Origin of the sequence: Kitasatospora sp. NPDC048545, from assembly GCF_040651155.1 — a bacterium.
In the GTDB taxonomy this organism is placed as follows: Bacteria; Actinomycetota; Actinomycetes; order Streptomycetales; family Streptomycetaceae; genus Kitasatospora.
This window is the reverse complement of record NZ_JBEZIQ010000034.1, coordinates 96,037-113,292: the sequence shown is the minus strand read 5'-3', so window position 1 is coordinate 113,292 and position 17,256 is coordinate 96,037. Positions and strand designations below refer to the sequence as shown.

Sequence of the window (17,256 nt, the reverse complement as noted above, 5' to 3'; positions counted from 1 at the left end):
CCTGGCCGAAGTCGCCGCCGGAGCCGCCGCCGCGCGGGGTGAGGGTGTAGGCCTCGTCGATGAACAGCACGCCGCCGCGGGCGCGTTCGAAGGCGCCGCGGGTGAGCTGGGCGGTGTGGCCGATGTAACGGCCGACCAGGTCCGCGCGGGTGACCTCGACGAGCCGGCCGCCGGGCAGCACGCCGAGTTCGGCGAGCAGCCGTCCGTACAGCCGGGCGACGGTGGTCTTGCCGGTGCCCGGCGGCCCGGCGAAGACCAGGTGGTGGCTGATCCTCGGAGTGGGCAGTCCGGCCTCCTCCCGGCGGCGCACCTGGGTGAGCAGGTCGACCAGGTTCTCGACCTGTTCCTTCACCGCGGCGAGGCCGACCATCGAGCGCAGCTGTGCCTGCGGACCGGCCTCCCCCGCCGTGGCGCCGACGGCCGGGGCGGCCTGCTCGCCGACATCGGCCGGCAGCAGCCGGGTGAGTGCGGCGTCGTCGAACCGGTCCAGCCCGGCGAGCCGGGAGGCCTGCCGGTCGACCACGTCCTCGAAGACCGTACGGGCGGCCCGGCCGTTGCCGAAGTCGGCACCCCTGGGCATCCGTTCGAACAGCGCGGCCAGCGCCTCGCGGGTGCCGTCGGCGAGTTCGTAGCCGTGTCCGTCGGCCGTACGGTCGACGATCGTGACCAGCTCGTCCACGGCGTAGTCGGCGAACTCGACGGTCCGGCTGAACCGGGAGGCCAGGCCCGGGTTGGCGGCGAGGAACGCGCGCATCCCGGCCTCGTCCCCGGCGACGACGACCACGAGGTCGTCCCGGTGGTCCTCCATCAGCCTCACCAGGGTGTCGATCGCCTCGCCCCCGACGTCCGGCCCGGTGCCGCCGGAGTCGGCGGACAGCGTGTACGCCTCGTCGACGAGGAGCACACCGCCACGGGCCTTCCTGACCGCCTCGGTGGTCTTCAGGGTGGTCCCGCCGATGACCGGGGCGACCAGGTCGGCGCGGGCGACCTCGACCAGATGGCCGCTGCGCAGCACGCCGAGCTCGGCCAGGATGGCACCGTAGAGCCGGGCGACGGTGGTCTTGCCGGTGCCGGGCGGCCCGGTGAAGACCAGGTGCCGGCTCATCGGCACGGCGGGCAGACCGGCCCGTTCCCGGCGCCGGGTCAGCTTGGTGAGGTTGACCAGGGTGGCGACCTGCTCCTTGACGCCCTCCAGCCCGACCAGGGCCTCCAGCAGGGCCTGCGGCCCGTGCGGACCCGACGGGCCGGCACCGGCGGCGTGGCCCCGGGGTCTCCCGTCGGCGGGCGCGGACCCGTCGGTGGCGGTGGCGGCCGTCCCGGGCTCGGTGGCGGCGGCCGGCGGCGGACCGTGGGCGTCCGGCGACCGGTTGTGTCCGCTGTCGAGGTTCTCGACCGCGAGCCGGTCGGTCGGCTCGGTCTGCCGCAGTCCCGCGCCCCGGTTGCCGGTGGCCAGGCAGTCGGTGAGCCGGACGGGCTCCGCGGACTCGGAGCGCAGCCCGTCCGCGGTGTTGTCGGTGAGTCGGCAGGCGGTCAGGGTGGCGCGGGAGCCGGCCATCAGGTGGAGTCCGTGGCGGCGGTTGGTGCGCAGCCGGGAGCGGGTGGCGGTCAGTTCGCCGCCGCGTTCGACGCTCGCGCCGTCGAAGGCGTTGCCGGTGGCGTCGACCTCGTGCAGGACGGCGGTGCCCCCGGTGCCGACCGAGATGCCGCATGACCTGCCGTCGCGCACCTCGCTGCCGCGGACGTCGGTGCGGGCGCCGTCGGCGATCCGCACGCCGTGCATGCCGGAGCGGAGCACGGTGGCGTCCTCGACCCGGCCGCGCCCGCCGCGCAGCACCTCGATCCCGTGGCCGCCGGCGGCGGTGACGGTGGTCCGGCGCAGCAGCGGGTCGGCGCCCTCGCGCACCACGATGCCGGTGCCCGCCGCGGAGCGGACCTCCAGCCGGTCGAAGTCGGCAGCGCTGCCGCCGGTGAGTTCGACGCCGTCGGTCTCGGCGTCGCGCACCGCCGCCCGGATCAGGACGGGGCGGGCCGCCCCGCCGACGTGGATGCCGGCCCGGGCGGGGGCGGTGACCTCGCAGTCCTCGAAGGTGCCCCGGGACCCGCCCGTGATGTGCAGGCCGTGGCCGTGGGGGCGCACGGCGCGGCAGCGACGCAGCAGCGGGTCGGTGCCGTCGGTGAGCAGGTAGCCGTGGCCGCGAACAGCGGTCACGGTGCAGTCCTCCAACACGACCCGGGCGGCGGAGCCGACGAACACGCCCAGCGCGCTGTCGCGGATCTCGGTGCGCAGCAGGCGCAGGCCGCTGCGCTCCTCCAGGGCCACGGCGGGCTTGTCGGTGGCGGAGATCTCGCAGTCCTCGACCACGCCGCCCGATTCCCCGTTGGCACACACCCCGTTGCCCCGGGCGTCGCGCAGCACGCAGCGCCGTACGGTCGGGGCCGCCCGCTCGCCGATCACCACGGCGGAGGTGCCCAGGTGTTCGATGAGGCTGTCCTCGACGAGGCCGGCCCCGGTGGAGGTGTCGACCAGTCCGGCACCGGCCGGGTTGACCACCCGGCAGCCGTGCATGGCGAGTTCGCCCTGCCGGCGGGCGAGCACGGCGGTCCACGCGTTGCCGACGACCTCGCAGTCCCGCAGGGCGAGCCGGCCGCGCGGGACGTCCACGGCGGGCAGCTGGTCGTCCTGCCCCAGCAGCACCAACCCGGTCAGCCGGACGGTTGCGGCGAGGACCTGGACGACCGAGCCGCGCCGCGGGCTGATCCGCACGCTGCCCCGGGCGTCCTCGGCGGCGATGCTGACCTCCTTGGTGAGCACCAGGTTCTCGTCGTACCGGCCGGGGCGGACCGAGATCACCGCGCCGCTGCCGGCGGCCTGGAGGGCTTCGCCGATCGTGCGGTAGGAGCCGGGCTCCCGCTGCTCCGCGCAGACCGTCAGCACCGGGCGCGACATGCCTGGGGTTCCCTTCGTCATGGGGCGTGGTGGTTCGTCACCGGTGACCCGGCCGGCCGGGTGACCGGACCGTCGGCCGGGTCGTCGCCCTGGCGCCCGGGTCAGGGCGTGCAGGTCGCGCGGACCGCACTGGCGGCGTGGTGGGCCTCCTTGGCCCCGCTGGTCCAGTCGACGCCGCGGCTGTGCAGGGTGAGGGCGATCGGGCCACGGTAGGGGAACGGCCCCTTGGTCACCCAACTTCCCAGACTGGCGGTCTGGTTGATGGAGAACGAGCCGACCTGGCCGCCGCCGCTCTGCACCGTGTAGTAGCTCGGGTTGCCGCCGACCTGCTTCACGTTGCCGCTGGCCGGGATGTAGACGGCCAGGGTGCAGCTGGTGACCTTGTCCAGGGTGAAGGTCCAGACCACCGAGTTGCTCTTGTCGTCGTTCGCGTCACCGGACATCGGCATCGAGGCGTACGTGCCGTTGCAGCCGTCGCCGGTGTAGCCGCCGGAGTTGTTGCGCCAGCCCTTGTCACCGTCGTCGTACCAGCCGACGGTGCGGTACCCGCCGCAGTACGGTCCGGCGATCGCGGTGACCGGCGCGGGCGGCTTGGCGGCCGGCGGCGCCGACGTCGGGGACCCGGCCGGCGGCGGGACCGGCTGGTTGGGGGCGGGCTGGGTCGGCGCGGGCTGCTGGGGCCCGGGCTTGGCGCCGCCGGCGGTGCCGCCGCCCGGGGCGGCACCCCCCGGACCGCCCGGGGCCTGGCCGGTCCCGCCCGCGGAACTCCCGCCGCCCGCCTGCGGGTTGGCCGCCCCGCCGGGCTGGGCGGCGGCGTTGGAGCCGCCGCCCCCGCCGGAGCCGTTCGGGGCCTGGGTCGGCGAGGCCGAACCGGCGTCCACCGGCGGGACGACCGCCCCTGGCTGCCCGTCCGGGGCGGGGCCGCCGCCGCTGGTGCCGCCGTGCTCGTCGTACCCGGGGACGAAGCCGCTGCCGCCGTCCCCGCCGCCCTGCCCGTACCCGGGCAGCGCGTCGGCCCGGCCGGGCCCGTGCCCGGGACCGTTGCCGCCGAGCCGGGTCACCACCACCGAGGTGCCGATCAGCACCAGGCCGACGGCGACGGCCGCCGCGATCATCGGCCGGGAGACCCGGCTGGGACGGGCACCGGGGTCCGCACCGGCCTCCTCGGAAGATGCACCGGATGCGGCGGCCGAGGTCCGGGGCGTCCCGGCGGCCGACACCGCCGGAGCGGCGGCGACCCGGCCCCCGGCTTCGGCCTTCGGCTCCGCCTCGGGCGCGCCCTCGGTCCCGGGCACGGCCCCGGACCCGGAGGCGGACCTCGGCCCGGACCCACCCCGCGCGGGCAGCACGACAGTCGGTGCGCCCGCAGCCGCCTCCCCCGCCTCCGGGGCGGTCCCCGACTTCGGCGCGGCCCCCGACTCCGGCGCGGTTGTCGGGGCCTCCTCGGCAGCCAACGCCCAGTTCACCGAAGGGAGTCGGATGCCGGCCGGCCTCCGCCCCGACCCGCCGCGCTGTTCCTCGCCCACCATGCGTCCCCTGTGTTCGACTTCACTCCTCCAGGGAGGTACGGGCGGACCTCCCCCGCCGGTTCAGCCCGGACCGGCCGGGGAGTCCGTGCTCCGGGGCCCGGCGTCAGTGCCCGCCGGCGCCGAGGGCGTCCAGCCGGGCCCGGACGGCGTCGGCGTCGCGGTGCTGGAGGTGTTCGAGGATGGCCAGGCTCCTCGTCCAGGCGGCCGAAGCCGCCGCCGTGTCACCGAGGGCGAGGTGGGTGTCGCCGATGTGGGTGTGGATGTCGGCCTGGAGGAAGTAGTCGCCGACCTCTTGCCGCAGGCGCAGGGACTCGTGGTAGGCGGGGAGGGCGTCCCCGTACTCGCCGAGCTGGTGGTGGATGTAGCCGATGCTGTCCTGGATGGACGACTGGGCGGGGAGGTTTCCGGTGGCGCGGGCCAGGTCCAGTCCCTGCCGGCAGTGCACGAGCCCCGCGCGCGGCTCGCCCCGGTGCGTCAGGTACCAGCCGATGCTGTTGAGCGCGAGGGCCTGCCCGTTGCGGTCGCCGATCTCCCGGAACAGTTCCAGCGCCCGCCGGGACTCCGACACCGCCTCCGCGTTGTCGTGCTCCTCGCCGCGGGCGAGCGCGAGGTCGAGCCGAGTCCTGCCCTCGCCCGGCCGGTCACCGAGCGCGTCGAACAGGTCGAGGGCCAGGCCCAGTTCGTGCCGGGCCCGGGGCTGGCGGCCCTGGGAGCGGTGGACCTGGCCGAGCCAGCGGTGCGCGTGGGCCCGGCCGCGGAGGTCCCCGGACCGTTCGGCGGCGGCGAGCGCGGTCTCGCCGGCTCGCTGCCACTGCGCCCACAGCCCCGACTTGAGCAGGAAGGACACCTGCACGCCGACGAGTCGCCAGGCGTGCGCGTCGAGCCCCGCCCGGTGGGCCAGGTCGACGACCCGTTCGAGCACCGCCTGCTCCCCGCGGTACCACGCGAGGGCCTGCGCCCGGTCGGCGAGGGCCTCGGCCTGCGCCCCGGCGGCCGGCTCACCGAGCGGCAGCGGCTGCCAGGACGCGTCGTCGGCGTAGGCCAGACAGCCGGCCCGGTGCGCGGTGTGGAGGTAGTGGTCGAGCATCCGCAGGGTCGCCCCGGCCCGCTCCCGCGGGGGCTCGTCGGCGGCCGCCCGTTCGGCGGCGTAGGCGCGCAGCAGGTCGTGCAGGGTGTAGCGTCCCCGGTCCGGCTCGGCGATCAGGTGGGCGCGGTGCAGGTCGTCCAGCAGCCGGCGGGTCCGGGACGGCGGCAGTCCCGCGAGGCTCGCGGCCGCGGCGACCCCGATGGACGGCCCGGGGTGCAGGCCGAGCAGCCGGAACAGGCGGGCGGCCTGCGGCGCCAGGGCGCGGTAGGACCAGGAGAGCACCAGCCGCACGTCGGCGTGCCCGTCGCCGGCCGACAGCAGGTCCAGGCGGGCGCGGGAGTCGCGCAGTTCGCGCGCCCAGACGCCGAGCGGGGTGCCGGGGTGCTCGGCCGCGCGTGCGGCGGCGATGTTCAGGGCGAGCGGCAGGCGGGCGCACAGCTCGATCAGTTCGTCGGTCCCGTCGGGCTGCTCCTCGACGGCCCCGGGGCCGAGGCGGCGGGCGAGCAGTTCGCGCGCCTCGGCGCGGGAGAGCACGTCGAGGGCGAGCGGGACGGCGCCCTCCAGCGCGACCAGTCCGGGCATCCGGTTCCGGCTGGTGACCATGACCAGGCAGGTGTCCGAGCCGGGCAGCAGCGGACGGACCTGCTCCGCCTCGCGGGCGTTGTCGAGGACGATCAGCGTCCGGGTGCCGGCCAGCCGGCTGCGCAGGAGCGCCAGTTGCCCGTCGGGGTCGGCGGGGATGCGCGGGGCCGGGACGCCGAGCGCGTCCAGGAAGCCGCGTGCCACGTCGGCCGGGTCCGTCGGGGCCCGGGCCGGGTCGAAGCCGCGCAGGTTGGCGAAGAGCTGCCCGTCGGGGAAGCGGTCGGCCACCCGGTGGGCGAAGTGCACGGCAAGTGTGGTCTTGCCCACGCCCGCGGTGCCGGCGATCGCCGAGATCACCACCGCGCCGCAGCCGGGGATCCGATCGCCCAGCAGTGCGTCGAGTGCCCGGAGTTCGCCGGAGCGGCCGGTGAAGTGACGGATGGCCATGGGAAGTTGCTGCGGCACGACCGGCCCGGCCGGCGGGTGCGGGAACGGCGGGGCGGCCACCGCGTCGGGCGCGGGCGGCCGGGCGGCCGCCGGGGCGTCCGGTCCGGCCGGCTCCTCGGCGCCCACGTCGCGGGCCGCCGCCAGCCACCGGGCCCGGGTGTCCGGATCGACGCCCAGGGCCTCGGCTAGCCGGACCACCGAGGACATCCGCGGCCGCCGCCCGCCCGCCTCCAGCGCACTGATCGACCGGGCCGACACCCCCGAGCGCTCCGCGAGTTCGTCCTGGCTCCACCCCGCCGACAGGCGTCGCTCCCGCAACAGTCCGGAGAACACAGCAGCCCCACCCATCCCCCAGGGTCGCCCGGCCGAGCGTGCGGCCGGCCCCGCCCCGCGCCTCCGGGGCGGACCGCGAACGAGCGTAGCGGGAGCGGGCCCAAGTGTCAGGTCAACGTCAGGTCAACGTCCCCGGCGGGACGGCGGGCGGTGCCGTCCGGACACCGTTCGCCGTCCTCCCGGGCCGGACCGCAGCCGCGGGGACGGGGTGCCGCGGCTCGCGTCCGGCACCGTCCCGCCGCCTCACCGCGCCGTGCGCCCGCGCCGTGCGCCCGCGCCGTGCAGGGCGCCGGCGCCTCAGCGCGGCATCGCCGCGAGCGCCGCGCGGGCGAGCGTCGCGGCCTCCGCCTCGCAGCCGCTCGCCGGGTGGCCCGTGCCGCCGAGGTCGACCGAGAGCACCAGGTTGCCGTCGCGGACGGCCAGGGAGCAGTTCGCCCCCCTGCCCGGCGAGTCCCAGTACGCCTGATCGCCGATGCCGAGGCCGCTCGCGCTCCGCTTGCCGTCGGCCGAGTCCCCGAAGTCCGCACGCTGGACCTGCGTCGCGTTGTCGCTGGTCCCGGCGCTGCGGCGGAGCGTCCAGCGGACGATCGCGGACGGGTCCTGGTCCCAGGCGCGGGTGCCGGAGACGACCGACGAGCCGTACCAGTAGCACCGGGTCTCGGCGTTGGACGACTGCTCGGAGTAGTGGTCGTCGTCCTGCTTGCGCTCGGCGGCCGGGAGCGGGAGCCGCCCGGCAGCCTCCGCGCAGACCGGCGCCTTGAGGTACTTGTCGGGGACGGCGGGGCCGTTCGGGTCGCGGAGCCACAGGTACGCGCCGAGGCCGGCCGCGGCGACGGCCCCGGCGGTCGCCAGGGCGACGGCGGTGCGGCGCGACCGCCTGCGCGGGGTGACGTCGACGGCGGCGGGCGCGTCGGCTCCGGGCCCGGTGTCCACCGCCGTGGCCAGGGCGGTCCGCCCGGGCACCGCCAGGTGGTAGGAGGTCGGCTCGTCCCGCCGCGGTCGCGTCGGTGCGGCGCCCGGCAGGTCCGTGAGGAGCCCGTCCACGGCCGTCTGCTGCGCGGCGATCAGGGTGTGCACCGCGGGTGGCCACGGCCGGGCGGCGGGGGCGACCGGTCCGAGCAGTTCGAGCAGCCGGGCCGGGGTGGGGCGGGTGGTCGGGTCCTTGGCCAGGCAGGCCGCGAGCAGCGGCCCGACGGCGGCCGGGACGGCGGCGAGGTCCGGCTCGGTGTGCACGACGTTGTAGAGGGTCTGCAGGGTGGAGGCCCCGGCGAAGGGGCTGCGGCCGGTCAGGGCGAGGGCCAGCACCGAGCCGAGCGCGAACACGTCGGCCGCCGGGGTGAGCGCCCGGCCCTCGGCCTGTTCGGGCGCCATGTACGCGGGCGAGCCGATCACGCCGCCGGTGTGGGTGAGTTCGGCGTCCTCCTCGGCCGCCCGGGCGATCCCGAAGTCGATGACGCGCACGCCGTCGTCGGTGAGCAGCACGTTCTCCGGCTTGAGGTCGCGGTGGATCAGCCCGGCCCGGTGGATCTCCACCAGCGCCGTGGCCAGTCCGACGGCGAGCCGGTGCACCGCGTCCTGGGGCAGCGGGCCACCGGCCTCGACGGCGGCGCCGAGCGAGGGCCCGACCACGAACACCGAGGCGAGCCAGGGCGTCGGCGCGTCGACGTCGGCGTCCATCACGGCCGCGGTGTACGCCCCGGACACCCGGCGCGAGGCGCCGGCCTCCCGCCGGAACCTGGCCCGGAAGCCGTCGTCGGCGGCGAACCGGTCGTGCACCTGCTTGACCGCCACCAGCCGCCCGTCGGGGGCGGCGCCCAGCAGCACCCGGCCCATCCCGCCGCGTCCCAGTTCGGCGAGGACCCGGTACGGCCCGACCTCGGCCGGGTCGGACGCGCGGCGCGGCCGCATCGTCGTACCCATCACCGCACCACCTTCGGCGTGGGGGTGGGATCGGGCCCGACCGAGCCGTGGGCGGACACGTCCTTCGCGACCTTCACGGCGCCGGCGGCGACGGACTTGGTCATCTCCTCGCACCGCCCGCGCGGATAGCCGGCGCCCTTCACCGCGACGAACACGTACAGGTTCACGTCGCGGACGTAGAGCACGCAGTTGTCCTCGTCCAGGTGGTCCTTCGGCAGCCAGAAGGCCTCTTCGGCGAAGGTGACGCCGGTGTCACGCGTCCGGCCGCCCATGTAGAGGGCCTCGTAGTGCTGCTTCGCCCGTTCGGCGCCGGTCTTCCCGCCGGGGACGGTCGGGAAGACGTCCCAGACGATCTGGATCTGGTCGCCGGAACGCGTCTGCCAGTCGCACAGCTTCTCCGGGTGCTTCCCGTTCTCGTCCGGGGCCTCGAAGGTGCCGGGGTTGCCGCCCGGGGGCCCGAAGTCGGCGGACACCGTCACCTTGGCGGCGTCGAGGCAGCTCGGTGCCACCGCCGCGTACGCGTCCTCGACCTGCGAGAGCGGGACGTTGCCCGGGGTGGGGACCGGCTCCGGGTCGAGGTCGACGACGCCCGTGGCGACCAACCCGCCCGCCACGCCGGCGAGCGCCAGCACGAACGCGCCCGCCACCAGCGCGATCCGCACCCCCCGGCGACGCCGGGCGGGGGGCGCCTGCGGTTCGGTCGGGGCGAGGGCGGACGGCGCGGGGGCCGGGACGGCCGCCACCGTGGTCGCGACGGCCACCGGGCCCGCCACCGCCGCCCCGGCGGCGCCGGCCGCCGGTTCGGCCGCCGCCAGCAGCCGCGCGATCCCCGCTCCCTGCGCCGCCAGCAGCCCGTGCACCGCCTCCGGCCACGGCCGGGCCGCCGGCGCGATCCGCCCGACCGCCGCCAGCACGTCCTGCGGGGTCGGCCGCGCGGCCGGGTCCTTGGCCAGGCACGCGGCCAGCAGCGGCCGCAGCCGCTCCGGCACCCCGGTCAGGTCGGGCTCCGCGTGCAGCACGTTGAAGAGGATCCGCGGCAGCGACTCCCCCGGGAACGCCGGCCTCCCGGTGCAGGCCACGGCCAGGGTCGCGCCGAGCGAGAACACGTCGCTGGCGGGGGTCAACTCCCGCCCCTCGACCTGCTCGGGCGACATGTAGCCGGGCGAGCCGATCATCGCGCCGGTCCGGGTCAGCTTGGTGTCCTGGCCCTCGGCCGCCCGCGCGATCCCGAAGTCGATGACGCGCACGCCGTCCTCGGTGAGCAGCACGTTGGAGGGTTTGAGGTCCCGGTGGATCAGCCCGGCCCGGTGCACGTCGACCAGCGCCAGGGCCAGCCCGGCCGCCAGCCGCCGCACCGACTCCTCCGGCAGCGTGCCGACCGCCCCGAGCGCCTCGTTCAGTGCCGGTCCCGGCACGAACTGCGAGGCCAGCCACGGGGTTTCGGCCTCCGGATCGGCCGCGATCACCGCCGCCGTGTACCCGCCCGAGACCCGCCGCGAGGCCTCCACCTCACGCCGGAAGCGGATCCGGAACCCGTCGTCCTCGGCGAGCTCGGCGTGCACCAGCTTGACCGCTGCGGGCCGCCCGTCCGGCGACACCCCCAGCAGCACCCGGCCCATCCCGCCCTGCCCGAGCACCGCCACCACCCGGAACGGACCCACCCGCGCCGGCCCGTTCGGCCCCACCACGTCCACGTCGCCCCTGCCCCCTGCCGCTGCGTGCGAACGAATGATACAGACGGGCCGTCCGCCCGCTGCGGCCCCGTCCGACCGGTCACCGAACCTCCCCGCGACCTCCCTGTCACTCGCATCCGGCGCAGCGAACCGGCACCCGGGGAACCGCTCGTCGAGGCGCTGCACCCCGCACGACCACCGGGCCGCCCTCGCCGAACTCCCCGCCCGGGGCCCGGCCACCCGCCTCGGCGGCGGGCCGGTCCGAGCGGCGCTCCGCCGCCGGGGCTGCGGAGCACCGGGCCGCCGTCGGACGGTCGGGCGCTCTCGGACGACACCCGGTACCCGCAGCGGACACCGTCCGCATACGGCCGGACCTAGCGTGTGGTGCACCGGGGCCCACGGGCCGCGGTGCACCACAGCGGATCACAGAGAAGAGACGACAGCCCATGCCGTTCATCACCGTCGGCCAGGAGAACACCACCCCCATCGACCTCTACTACGAGGACCACGGCACCGGTCAGGCGGTCGTGCTGATCCACGGGTTCCCGCTGGACGGGCACTCCTGGGAGCGGCAGAGCGCCGCGCTGCTCGACGCCGGCTACCGGGTGATCACCTACGACCGCCGCGGCTTCGGCCAGTCGTCGCAGCCCACCACCGGCTACGACTACGACACCTTCGCCGCCGACCTGAACACCGTGCTGGAGACCCTGGACGTCCGGGACGCCGTGCTGGTCGGCTTCTCGATGGGCACCGGCGAGGTCGCCCGGTACGTGTCCGCCCACGGCTCGGCCCGCGTCGCCAAGGTCGCCTTCCTGGCCTCCCTGGAGCCCTGCCTGCTGAAGACCGACGACAACCCGGACGGCGTCGCCCCGAAGGAGTTCTTCGACGGCATCGTCGCCGCGGTGAAGGCCGACCGCTACGCCTACTACCGCGACTTCTTCCAGGACTTCTACAACCTGGACGAGAACCTCGGCTCCCGGATCAGCGAGGAGGCCGTCCGCAACAGCTGGAACACCGCGGCCGGCGGCGGCTTCTTCGCGGCCTCGGCCGCGCCGGCCACCTGGTACACCGACTTCCGCGCCGACCTGCCCCGCATCGACGTGCCGGCGCTGATCCTGCACGGCACCGGTGACCGCATCCTGCCGGTCGAGAACACCGCGCGGCCGTTCCACCGGGCGCTGCCCTCCGCCGAGTACGTGGAGATCGAGGGCGCACCGCACGGCCTGCTGTGGACCCACGCCGAGGAGGTCAACGAGGCGCTGCTGGCCTTCCTCGCGAAGTGACCCCGGGCGGCCCGTCCGCCCCGCGCCCGGCACAGGGCCGAGCCCCGGGCCCTCTCCCGTCCCTCCGGACGGGAGAGGGCCCGGGGCTCTTCCGTCGTCCGCGACCGCGCTCCGGACGGCGGGTGCACCCCCGGACCGAAGGGTGTGCGCTCAGTGCAAAATCCCTGCCCCACCGGCGACTTAACGTTCCATCAGGCGTTCGGCGCGGAGCCGGTCCCGTGACCCCCGGCCCGCCCGGACGCCCCTCCACCGCCCGCACCGGGGCGGTGGTCCGAACCGTCACAGGAGGCTGGACAGGTGCCTGCAATGCCGGTCGGCGGGCTGGTCCCCCACGCCGTCGAGAACGCGGCCGACGTCGTCGTCCGCAACGCGAAGATCCACACCGGGGACGCCCGCCGCCCCTCGGCCGGCGCCCTCGCCGTCCGCGACGGCCTGATCACGGCCGTCGGGGACGACGCGGACGTCGCCCCGCTCATCGGGCCCGCCACCACCGTGGTGGACGCCCTCGGCCGGCGGGTCGTGCCCGGCCTCAACGACTCGCACCTGCACGTGATCCGGGGCGGCCTCAACTACGTCCTGGAACTGCGCTGGGACGGCGTGACCTCGCTGCGCCAGGGCCTGGCGATGCTGCGGGAGCAGGCCGCCCGCACGCCCGCCGGGCAGTGGGTGCGGGTCGTCGGCGGCTGGTCGGCGGAGCAGTTCGCCGAGCGGCGGCTGCCGACGCCCGCCGAGCTGAACGAGGCCGCGCCGGACACCCCGGTGTTCGTCCTCCACCTCTACCAGTCGGCGATCCTCAACCGTGCGGCGCTGAAGGCCGCCGGCTTCACCCGGGACACCCCCGACCCGAAGGGCGGCCGGATCGTCCGCGGCCGCGGCGGCGAGCCCAACGGCATGCTGCTGGCCGCGCCCGCCGCGCTGATCCTCTACTCCACCCTCGCCAAGGCACCCGCCCTGGCGCCCGAGGAGCGCAAGGCTTCCACCCGGCACTTCCTGCGCGAGCTGAACCGCTTCGGGCTGACCTCGGCGATCGACGCCGCCGGCGGTTTCCAGAACTTCCCGGAGAACTACGCCACGGTCACCGAACTCGCCCGGGAGGGCCTGCTCTCCCTGCGCATCGCCTACCACCTCTTCCCGCAGACCCCGGGGCAGGAGCTGGACGACCTCACCCGCTGGATCGAGACGGTCCGCCCCGGCGACGGTGACGAGTGGCTGCGACTGAACGGCGCCGGCGAGAACCTCACGTGGGCCGCCGCCGACTTCGAGAACTTCGCCGAACCCCGCCCCGAACTCGACGGCTTCGAGGGCGAGTTCGAGAAGGCCGTCCGCATGCTCACGGAGCACGGCTGGGGCTTCCGGCTGCACGCGACGTACGACGAGACGATCCGCCGGGACCTGGCGGTGTTCGAGAAGCTCGCCGCCGAGGGGCTCTTCCCCGCCGGGAACCGGTGGCTCTTCGACCACGCGGAGACCGTCTCCCGGGACAGCCTGGACCGGATCGCGGCGCTCGGCGGCTCGCTCGCCGTGCAGAACCGGCTCTCCTTCCAGGGCGAGGTGTTCACCCGGCGGTACGGCTCCGGCGCCGCCGCCGAGGCCCCGCCGATCCGCGCGATGCTGGACCGCGGGCTGACCGTCGCCGCCGGCACGGACGCCACCCGGGTGTCCTCGTACAACCCCTGGGTCGCCCTGCACTGGCTGGTCTCCGGCCGCACGGTCGGCGGCCTGGCGATCCGGCCGCCGCAGAACCGGGTCGACCGCGCGACCGCCCTCGCGATGTACACCACGGCGGGCGCCGCGCTCACCGGCGAGCAGGACGTCAAGGGCGTGCTGCGGCCCGGCTGTTACGGCGACCTTGCGGTCCTGTCCGACGACTTCTTCACGGTGCCCGAGCACGAGATCCCGCACATCGAGTCCCTGCTGACCGTGGTCGGCGGCCGGATCGTCCACGCCGCCGCGGACTACGAGGGCATGGACGAGGAACTCCCGGCGGTCACCCCGGAATGGAGCCCGGTCGCCCGCTTCGGCGGCTACCAGAACCACCGGAGCCCCGGCAGCCGGGGCGCCCGCCAGGCCGAGCTGCTCGGCGAGGTCGTCGCCGAGTCGGAGCTGCAGCGCGACTGGCGCGTGGGACGCGGCCTGGCGACCGAGCAGGCCAAGCCGTTCGACCCCTGCTTCCTCCTCTGAGGACGCGGTCCGCCCGGCGCCCGGGCGCACCCGGCCCTCCGCCCGACCGGCCCTCGGACCACCGGCCGGGCGGACCCGCCCCTCCGGCCGGTCCGGACCGCCCACCCGACTCCCGCCGCGGAACGCCCCGTGGCGGATCCACCGGAAGTACCGAAAGGAACCCCTCATGGTCGACCTCACCCAGGTCAGCGCGACTCCCAGCCCCGACCTGCTGACCCCCGACAACGCCGTGGTGCTGTTCGTGGACCACCAGCCGCAGATGTTCTTCGGCACCGGCAGCGGCGACCGCACCGCGATCATCAACGCCACCGTCGGCCTCGCCAAGGCCGCCCGGGCCTTCGACGTCCCGGCCGTGCTGACCACCGTCGCCGCCGAGTCCTTCTCCGGCCCGCTGCTGCCGCAGCTGGCCGCCGTCTTCCCGAAGGCCGAGGTCCTCGACCGCACCTCGATGAACGCCTGGGAGGACGAGGCGGTCGTCGAGGCGGTCAGGGCCACCGGCCGCGGCAAGGTCGTCATCGCCGGCCTGTGGACCGAGGTCTGCCTGGTCCTGCCGGTGCTGTCCATGATCGACCAGGGCTACGAGGTCTACGTCGTCACCGACGCCTCCGGCGGGGTCTCGCCGCAGGCCCACGAGCACGCTGTCCAGCGGATGACGCAGGCCGGCGCGGTGCCGGTCACCTGGGTCCAGGTGCTGCTGGAGCTCCAGCGCGACTGGGCGCGGACCGAGACCTACGGCGCCGTCATGGAGATCGTCAAGGAGCACGGCGGTGCGTACGGCCTCGGCGTCGTCTACGCGCAGGCCGTCATCGGCGAGCACGCCGCGGGCTGAGCCGACGTCCGCCGACTCCGCATCGGCAACAGCAACAGCAACAGCAACAGCAACAGCAACAGCAACAAACGACCAGGGACAGGAACAGGAACGATGGACACCGGACTGCTGATCCTCCGTGTGGTGGTGGGCCTGCTCATCGCCGGACACGGCGTACAGAAGGTGAGTCACCGGCTCGGCGGCAACGGCCTCGCCGGCGGGACGGAGGAGTTCCGGCACGACGGCTTCGGCGGCGGGACGCTCACCGCGCTCGCCGCGGGTGCCGGACAGATCGGTTCGGGACTGTTCCTGGCCCTGGGCGCGCTCACCCCGCTGGCCGCGATGGCCGCCATGGGCGTGATGACGGTGGCGCTGACGGTCAAGCTGCCGCACGGCCTCTGGGTGCAGGACGACGGCTACGAGTACCCGCTGGTGCTCGTCGTCGTCTCGGGAGCGCTCGCGCTCACCGGCCCGGGCCGGTGGTCGGCCGACCACGCCGCCGGCCTGACCTCCTGGCCGCTGTGGCTGACCGTCGCGGCCGTGCTGCTCGGCCCGGCGAGCGGGCTGCTCACCCGGCTGGTCCTGCACCGGGCGCCGGTGCCCGAGGAGGCGGCGGCCGGTGCGCGCCCTGTCGGCTGACGCCCTGCGGACGCTGGTCCCGCCGCGCGCCGACCGGCACGGCCCGCTGCCGCCGCTGCTGCTCCTGCTGACGGTCGCCACCGGGGTGGTGGACGCGGTGAGCTACCTCGGCCTCGGCCACGTGTTCGTGGCGAACATGACCGGCAACGTGGTCTTCCTGGGGTTCGCCCTCGCGGGGGCCCCGGGGCTGTCGGCCGCGGCCTCGCTGGTCTCGCTGACGGCCTTCCTGGCCGGTGCGCTCGTCGGCGGACGGCTCGGCAGCCGGACCCCGGCCCACCGCGGCCGGCTGCTGGCCCTGGCCGCCGCGGTCCAGACCGTCCTGCTGGCCGCGGCGGCCGCCACCGCCGCGGTCGGCGGGACGGGCGGGGCCGACGGCTACCCGCTGATCGTCCTGCTCGGACTGGGCATGGGCCTGCAGAACGCGGTGGCCCGGCGGCTCGGCGTGCCCGACCTGACCACCACCGTGCTCACCCTCACCCTCACCGGCCTGGCCGCCGACTCCACGGCGGCCGGGGGCGCGGCACCGCGCCCGGGACGCCGGATCCTCTCCGCCCTGGCGATGCTGCTCGGCGGCCTCGCGGGCGCGGCGCTGGTCCTGCACGGGCGGCCCGCCACCGCCCTCGCCCTGGCCGCCCTGCTGCTCCTGGCCACGGCGCTGACCGCCCACCGGCTCTCGGCCCCCGACGCCCACTGGGCTCCGCCGACCGCCTGACCCCACCCACCGACACACCCGCACGCGCCCGGCCCCGCATCGCCGGCGCCGGGCGCGGCGACGACCGGGAGGTCCCCCGATGAAACGACGCTCCGTCCGCCGCGTGGTCCCGCTGGTGGCGGCACTCGCCGCGCTGACGGCGGTCCCGACCGCCTCGGCGGCCCCGGGCACCCCGCCCCGGGCCGCGGGCCAGCACCGGCAGTTCGCCGTCGGCCCGCAGTACGACTCCACCCACGTCTACGTCGAACCCGGCACCGAGCAGGCCTTCGCGGCCTGCTGGGTGGCGACCTTCGGCGGGACGACGATCGGGCCGAACGCCACACAGGTGACGCCCACGCCGAGCCGGACGCTGTCCGAGCTGGTGGTCTCCCCCGTCGGCACCCTGTCGGTGTTCGACTACACCACGCCCGTCCCGTACCCGTTCGGCGCCGAGCGCACCGGCTGGCTGGTGACCGACCTCGACCAGGCGGTCCGCGCCGCCCGGGCCGACGGCGCGGCCGTGACGGTGGCCCCGTTCGCCGACCCGATCGGGCGGGACGCCGTCATCCGCTTCCCCGGCGGGATCGACGCCCAGCTCTACGTGCACACCACCCCGCCGTCCTACCCCGACCTGGCGAGCGTGCCGGAGAACCGGCTCTACCTCTCGCCCGACGCGGTCGGCGACTTCCTGCACAGCTACCTCGCCTTCACCCGGGGCCGGATCGTCTCCGACGACCGGCGGGCCGACGGCGCAGCCATCGGGCTGCCCGGCACCACGTACCGGCTGCTGCGGCTCACCTCCGGCTTCGGCACCACGACGGTCGCCGTGACCGACGGCGGCCTGCCGTACCCCTTCGGCCGGGAACTCACCGGCTACGGCGTGCCCGACCTCGGCGCGACCCTGCAGCGGGCGCAGGCCGCCGGCGCGTCGGTGCTGTGGGGTCCGGTCACGGCGGGCGGCCGGGACAGCGCGATGGTGCGCTTCCCGGGCGGCTACGTCGCGGAGGTCCACGCCGAACGGTGAACGGTGAACGGCCACCACGAAGGGGCCGTCGGGCGCGGCAGCGTACCCGACGGCCCCTTCCGGCCCGTCCCGCGTGGCGGTCCCGAGCGGCAGCGCCGCGTGCTGATCCCGC

At 76.0% G+C, this 17,256-nt stretch carries 11 protein-coding genes; 6 read left to right on the top strand and 5 right to left on the bottom strand.

The window, feature by feature from the left end:
* The 5 genes from AB0D10_RS28680 to AB0D10_RS28660 all read right to left on the bottom strand — a co-directional run.
* Positions 1-2,947, bottom strand: a 2,947-nt coding sequence (locus AB0D10_RS28680) for a right-handed parallel beta-helix repeat-containing protein (protein ID WP_360261844.1), incomplete at its 3' end; no start/stop codon positions are given.
* 101 nt (positions 2,948-3,048) lie between these two features.
* The gene (locus AB0D10_RS28675) at positions 3,049-4,242 is read right to left on the bottom strand and encodes a hypothetical protein (RefSeq protein WP_360261843.1); all 1,194 of its coding nucleotides are present in this window, start codon (positions 4,240-4,242) and stop codon (positions 3,049-3,051) included.
* Positions 4,243-4,579: 337 nt separating this feature from the next.
* Complete coding sequence (locus AB0D10_RS28670; protein WP_360261842.1) at positions 4,580-6,925, bottom strand: helix-turn-helix domain-containing protein; 2,346 nt, start codon at positions 6,923-6,925, stop codon at positions 4,580-4,582.
* 297 nt (positions 6,926-7,222) lie between these two features.
* Positions 7,223-8,845 (bottom strand): serine/threonine-protein kinase, encoded by a 1,623-nt coding sequence (locus AB0D10_RS28665; protein ID WP_360261841.1) that lies wholly within the window; start codon positions 8,843-8,845, stop codon positions 7,223-7,225.
* Positions 8,845-10,539 carry a serine/threonine-protein kinase gene (locus tag AB0D10_RS28660; RefSeq protein ID WP_360261840.1) on the bottom strand — a complete coding sequence of 565 codons (1,695 nt, stop codon included), beginning with the start codon at positions 10,537-10,539 and terminating at the stop codon, positions 8,845-8,847. The genes AB0D10_RS28665 and AB0D10_RS28660 overlap by 1 nt, the downstream gene beginning before the upstream one ends.
* Positions 10,540-10,964: 425 nt before the next feature.
* Between AB0D10_RS28660 and AB0D10_RS28655 the strand changes: the two genes are divergently transcribed.
* The 6 genes from AB0D10_RS28655 (at position 10,965) to AB0D10_RS28630 (ending at position 17,144) form a co-directional block, all read left to right on the top strand.
* The gene (locus tag AB0D10_RS28655; RefSeq protein ID WP_360261839.1) at positions 10,965-11,801 is read left to right on the top strand and encodes an alpha/beta hydrolase; all 837 of its coding nucleotides are present in this window, start codon (positions 10,965-10,967) and stop codon (positions 11,799-11,801) included.
* A 306-nt stretch (positions 11,802-12,107) separates the two neighbouring features.
* Complete coding sequence (locus tag AB0D10_RS28650) at positions 12,108-13,982, top strand: amidohydrolase (RefSeq protein ID WP_360261846.1); 1,875 nt, start codon at positions 12,108-12,110, stop codon at positions 13,980-13,982.
* 166 nt (positions 13,983-14,148) lie between these two features.
* Entirely contained in the window at positions 14,149-14,811 is a 663-nt protein-coding gene (locus AB0D10_RS28645) for a hydrolase (protein WP_360261838.1), read from the top strand.
* Positions 14,812-14,904: 93 nt separating this feature from the next.
* Positions 14,905-15,429: a DoxX family protein gene (locus tag AB0D10_RS28640; RefSeq protein ID WP_360261837.1), complete on the top strand. Its 525-nt coding sequence runs from the start codon at positions 14,905-14,907 to the stop codon at positions 15,427-15,429.
* Positions 15,410-16,141, top strand: coding sequence for a YoaK family protein (locus AB0D10_RS28635; RefSeq protein WP_360261836.1), 732 nt, complete (start codon positions 15,410-15,412; stop codon positions 16,139-16,141). The genes AB0D10_RS28640 and AB0D10_RS28635 overlap by 20 nt, the downstream gene beginning before the upstream one ends.
* A 79-nt stretch (positions 16,142-16,220) precedes the next feature.
* Entirely contained in the window at positions 16,221-17,144 is a 924-nt protein-coding gene (locus AB0D10_RS28630; RefSeq protein WP_360261835.1) for a glyoxalase, read from the top strand.
* Positions 17,145-17,256 lie beyond the last annotated feature (112 nt).

Excerpts from the sequence above, each read along its gene's own strand:
- AB0D10_RS28665 (WP_360261841.1), bottom strand. The coding sequence starts at position 8,845 with ATGGGTACGACGATGCGGCCGCGCCGCGCGTCCGACCCGGCCGAGGTC.
- AB0D10_RS28655 (WP_360261839.1), top strand. The coding sequence starts at position 10,965 with ATGCCGTTCATCACCGTCGGCCAGGAGAACACCACCCCCATCGACCTC.
- AB0D10_RS28650 (WP_360261846.1), top strand. The coding sequence starts at position 12,108 with ATGCCGGTCGGCGGGCTGGTCCCCCACGCCGTCGAGAACGCGGCCGAC.
- AB0D10_RS28645 (WP_360261838.1), top strand. The coding sequence starts at position 14,149 with ATGGTCGACCTCACCCAGGTCAGCGCGACTCCCAGCCCCGACCTGCTG.
- AB0D10_RS28640 (WP_360261837.1), top strand. The coding sequence starts at position 14,905 with ATGGACACCGGACTGCTGATCCTCCGTGTGGTGGTGGGCCTGCTCATC.
- AB0D10_RS28630 (WP_360261835.1), top strand. The coding sequence starts at position 16,221 with ATGAAACGACGCTCCGTCCGCCGCGTGGTCCCGCTGGTGGCGGCACTC.